At 44.1% G+C, this 4,561-nt stretch carries 5 protein-coding genes and 1 pseudogene; 4 read left to right on the forward strand and 2 right to left on the reverse strand.

The genetic code is table 11. The features are described 5' to 3' along the window. A pseudogene (locus tag F6K49_RS35775) lies at positions 1–530 on the forward strand (glycosyl transferase); the annotation flags it as partial. Positions 531–760: 230 nt separating this feature from the next. Here F6K49_RS35775 and F6K49_RS35780 read toward each other — a convergent pair. After that, on the reverse strand, positions 761–1,108 hold the full coding sequence (locus tag F6K49_RS35780; protein WP_293024408.1) for a hypothetical protein: 348 nt from the start codon (positions 1,106–1,108) through the stop codon (positions 761–763). A 210-nt stretch (positions 1,109–1,318) separates the two neighbouring features. Between F6K49_RS35780 and F6K49_RS35785 the strand changes: the two genes are divergently transcribed. Then, complete coding sequence (locus tag F6K49_RS35785; RefSeq protein ID WP_293104432.1) at positions 1,319–2,677, forward strand: DUF3370 domain-containing protein; 1,359 nt, start codon at positions 1,319–1,321, stop codon at positions 2,675–2,677. Positions 2,678–2,922: 245 nt separating this feature from the next. Beyond that, positions 2,923–3,321: a response regulator transcription factor gene (locus F6K49_RS35790; RefSeq protein ID WP_293024412.1), complete on the forward strand. Its 399-nt coding sequence runs from the start codon at positions 2,923–2,925 to the stop codon at positions 3,319–3,321. Positions 3,322–3,458: 137 nt separating this feature from the next. Here the strand turns inward: F6K49_RS35790 and F6K49_RS35795 are convergent, their stop codons facing one another. Next, entirely contained in the window at positions 3,459–3,680 is a 222-nt protein-coding gene (locus F6K49_RS35795) for a hypothetical protein (protein WP_293024428.1), read from the reverse strand. A gap of 242 nt (positions 3,681–3,922) precedes the next feature. Here F6K49_RS35795 and F6K49_RS35800 point away from each other — a divergent pair, with 242 nt between their 5' ends. Then, positions 3,923–4,486, forward strand: coding sequence for a DUF2854 domain-containing protein (locus F6K49_RS35800; RefSeq protein WP_293024414.1), 564 nt, complete (start codon positions 3,923–3,925; stop codon positions 4,484–4,486). The last annotated feature ends 75 nt before the right edge of the window (positions 4,487–4,561 follow it).

The raw sequence follows: 4,561 nt of genomic DNA on the forward strand, positions 1-4,561 counted from the left end.
TAGCAATCACTGAACGTGGTTGTGAGCCATTACTTTATGAACCTCACAAAAAATTACTACCACCTTCAGCTGGGTTGGTTGTGCGAAAACAAGCTTGGTTAGAGAGTATGCCCTCTCGGCCTATTTTGACTGGGCGAACTAAGAGCAGTATGTTAACTGGGGAAGATTTAGAGATGCTGTCTCGTATCCAAGCTAAGGGCTGGGAAATATGGTACAATCCTGCTATGGAAATTGAGCACAAAATCCCTAGCTGGCGTCTGAAACGTGAGTATTTAATTCCGTTTTTCCGTGGGATTGGTTTAAGTCGTCATGTGACCCGGATGTTGAGTGTAAAACCTTGGCTAAGACCGTTGGCAACTCTGGCTTACATGACTAACGATTTGCGCAAAATTACCTTTCACTGGCTCAAGCACGGTGGTTCTATCCAGTCGGATTTAATTGCAGCTTGCCAAATGGAGTTGTTTATGAGTAGTCTATGGAGTCCTTTTTACCTCCGTAAACATGGGTATTTTGCTGAGTATGATAACTAGTTATTTGAACTAGTTATTTGAACTAGTTTAAAAGGTTTAACAGGGGGGAGAGGGACGTCATAAATTGGTCATAAATTGGTCATAAATTGTAATATTATAACGCAAATAGGCAACACCTAAAAATGCGATTCTCGCGGCTGTCGCACAAGCGGTTTCTTGTTGCGATTGACCGTAGGCCACGCTACGCGTTTTGCTGCTGACGTGGGATTTTATTCAAATACTCACGCCCCTCACGCAGATCGTCTAGTTCTGATTAGCTTTGATAACTGATCTGAGTAGCGAGGGTGGAGCAACCCCAGTACCTCCTGTTTCTTGTAAGTGAGAGTCAAAGCATCCATAATCCCTTCCAGCCATCCTTGCCGATTTCTAAACAGCCAACGCTGTAGTTCTTTTAGGGGCATGCCAGCCACGGCTTCAGTGGGCAAAGCAGTTATAATTTCGAGAGGGACAATAAAACCAAGAGACACTTCCCCATAGGTAACCATAGGTAATTCAGTTCCTGACTGCCAGCGTGTGCGATCAGAACGTGCCTTGGTGGAAAGTTGGGCAAGGGAAACTTGGTGGTAAAGAAAAGTCATAGTTATAGATTCAATATATTCCCATGCCATACTGGAAAATTCCAGCTGACATCACTAAAACTCAGAATTCCCAGTTAGCCAACACCTGTGACTAAAAACCTGTAACTAACAGAGTTTCTGAACTTAGCAGATGGCACCCTGATCCAAATCTTGGCCTCTTCGCGTCTTTGTGGTTTAACCAAGTTTGGTTTAATTAAAACCCCATTATCCATGCTGCCATTTTTACTAAATTTCACCCTGGCTCAAACGACCCCAGCACCAACACCTCAAGTAGAAATCGTGCAACTCCAAGAAATACGCCCTCTAGCAGGACAACTAGATAATGTACCCGTATTCAACAGCAACAGTCCCGAACTAGTACAGACTGAAGGAATTTTACTGTCCACATTTCCCCCTTCTGACAAAGGCAACCCAGGGGCTCACTTAAACTTTCCATTTCAAGGGCGCTTTGATATCTTTGCCCACCATGTTGCCAAAGCACCCACCCTAGAGGATTTGCGCACCCTTTATCTGGGGATTATCCTCCACAATCCGGGCAAAGAAGCAGTAACAGTAGATATTATTGAGGCAGCTAGTTACCTGAGTCAGCCTGATGCACCATTTATCGAATTACCCTCCCAAGTAGATAATTCTTCCGGTAGAGTTTATGCTGGGCCTGGTAGCCGAGTGATGAGTGATATCCTCCGTGGAGGTAGGCAAGACGGATTTCCTGCCCAATTGGTGATTCAGGCTCAGCAAAGCCGCATGTTGCTGAATCTGCCAATTCCAGTGCGAACCTTGACACCACCGATTAATGGTCGCTCAACGTTGATGCGGTTATACAGTGATGGAAAGGTATACGCCGCCAGTCTTGCCAAGTATGCACCTTTAGATACTGATGGGAATGAACGCTCTCCTACTATAGCTCAATGGCAGGATTTATTAGAGCAAGGGGAGTTAGCTGGACCACGCGATCGCGCCCCGACTGATCCGATTGCTACTACTGGTTCAATTATCTACGGTCGAGTGGCAGGAGTAGCCCGAGGCTCTAGATGGCAAGCTCAGTTAGTGGATAATCCTACTGCTCAATCTCTAACTATTCCGCAACCGGGAAAAGCCTTTTCCTACGGACTGAGTACCCTCCATCACGGCAGGTTAGGTACTGGTCAAATTCAGAGTGCGCCGATGTTAGTCCGTTATCCAGATACCGCCTATTTTGCCCATGGTAACTATGGGGTGCAATACAGCCTGACCTTGCCACTGATTAATCCCACCCGGGATACTCAAACGGTCACTCTGGCTCTTGAGACACCGATTAAACAGGATCAAATCCAGGGAGGATTAAGGTTTTTAAAGGCACCAGCTAAGCAAATATTTTTCCGAGGGACAGTGCAATTGAGCTATAAGGATGATCAAGGTTTACCTCGGACGCGCTATGTGCATTTGGTACAACGGCGTGGTGAGCAGGGGGATACCCTAGTGAGGTTGCAGATGCCACCCCTTGAGCAACGGCTGGTGCAAGTCGATTTTCTCTATCCACCAGACTCGACACCCCCCCAAGTTTTAACGGTTCGGACACATCATCAATAGACCTCTTGCATAAGTCTCAACCCAAATGTAAAAAACCTAGCCCTGTGAGGATGGCAAGGTGGGGAGTATGTCACATCAGGTTATATGTATCAATGTAAATTGATATTGTAGTCAATGTAATAAATTCATGAAATGATCAGTTGATTATCTCGAAAGGTAGATAAAATGTTACAATCTAACTTATTAGACTGAAAAAGTCAAACAATGATCAGCGTCTTCCTATGTTGTCCTGTGAGCATCCTGCCTTGCGAGTTCTAGTAGTTGACGACCATGAATTAACTCGATATAGCCTTCAGTTAGCATTTTCGGCTCAGGAGAATATTGAGATAGTTGCTCTTGCTAGTAACGGGAAAGAAGCCATTGATATGGTAGAGTGCCATCGCCCGGATGTTATAGTACTTGATCTACAAATGCCTATGATGGATGGTCTAAGTGCAGCCACCCGGATCAAAAGTCTAGAGCCAGACACTAAAATTATTGCCTACTCTTCAGTAGAAGACCCCCAAATTGAGGTAATGAGCCAAACCGCTCCCGTTGATATCTTCTGTAGGAAAGATGTTGCCACTTCAGATCTAATTAATTTAGTTAGGAAAATGGGGAGTGATAAAGTTAACCGTCTACAACCACTAGCTAAAATCAGCTGAGAAACGAAAACTAGAATAAGGCGCTGCTAAACTAAGGAATTATGCAATTATAGTCGGCTAATTTCCCCATTACCTCATTACCCTCAATTATTCCATTAATCAGCAACGCCAATTTTTTGAGGCATCAGTTAGCCTTTCTATTCGGGGAAAGTACGCTTAAATTCATCGATTAGGTCATCGAGTTCTTCTAGAGCCTGATTAACATCAATTCTGAGGGTACCCAAATCGGGTTGCTCCAGAAGCCGTAGCAAGGATTCCCGTTTACTGGTGATTAAGGTAATTCGCTCCTTAATTTTTTCCAACTCCATTTTTGGCTGTCTCTTATCTACAACTTTATGATAACGATCAAATTTTCCCATAAAAGGGGAAATCAGGTATTTAAGAGAAAGACTGGGTGCAATTATTAATTCGTTCTTACTGACCTAGATTCGGCAATATCGGTCAAGTAAGTAATCAGACTATTGAGTCAATGTAATGATGGGGAGATAGGAGTGGATAAAATTCACCCAAAACCATATATTGGTAATTTTGTCAACTTCTATGACTTGACCACCACTCTAGGATAATAAAACTGGAGTTATTTCTGTTACATAGCTAAATAATGTTACCCCGAACTTCCCTAGGAACTGTAGGTCTAGTCATTGGTGGATTACTGACCGTAATCGGCTTTGTTGCCTACGCTACCGATAATGCCACCCTGAATCTAGTGGGATTCTTTTATGGAATTCCGATTCTACTAGGAGGTCTTGCCCTCAAAGCTGCCGAGTTAAAGCCTGTGGAATTAAGCCAACCAACAATTCCTGAAGTCCTGACGCTGCGAGAGCAAAGCGCCACCCCAATCCAAAACCAGATTCGCAAAGACGTAATGCGATATCGCTATGGTCAAGAAGCCCATCTAGATAGTTCCTTGGAAAGCCTTGGTTTATCTCCTACTGATGAAGAAAGACCTGTGTTGATGGGGTTACGAGAAACTTCGGTGGATGGTGCTTATGCCTTAATTCTCGAATTTGATTCCCCACTAATTCCTTTTGAGACTTGGCTCAAAAAGCAGGAAAAACTGGAAAACTTCTTTGGACCTGGTATTAGAGTAGATTTAACCGAACTTGAAGAAGACCAGGTGGATGTAGCACTAGTGGCAATACCCGAAGAAAGCACCAGCGTGTAAAGACCTTACCTTTAAAGCTCTCCGCTGTTACCTAGACGGGGATTCTCCGTTGAAACAGTCTGTCATATACCGCCC

Source organism: Moorena sp. SIO3I6 (assembly GCF_010672095.1).

Bases quoted from the DNA above. Each gene is read 5' to 3' on its own strand.
- F6K49_RS35780 (WP_293024408.1), bottom strand. From the start codon at position 1,108: ATGACTTTTCTTTACCACCAAGTTTCCCTTGCCCAACTTTCCACCAAG.
- F6K49_RS35785 (WP_293104432.1), top strand. From the start codon at position 1,319: ATGCTGCCATTTTTACTAAATTTCACCCTGGCTCAAACGACCCCAGCA.
- F6K49_RS35795 (WP_293024428.1), bottom strand. From the start codon at position 3,680: ATGGGAAAATTTGATCGTTATCATAAAGTTGTAGATAAGAGACAGCCA.
- F6K49_RS35800 (WP_293024414.1), top strand. From the start codon at position 3,923: ATGTTACCCCGAACTTCCCTAGGAACTGTAGGTCTAGTCATTGGTGGA.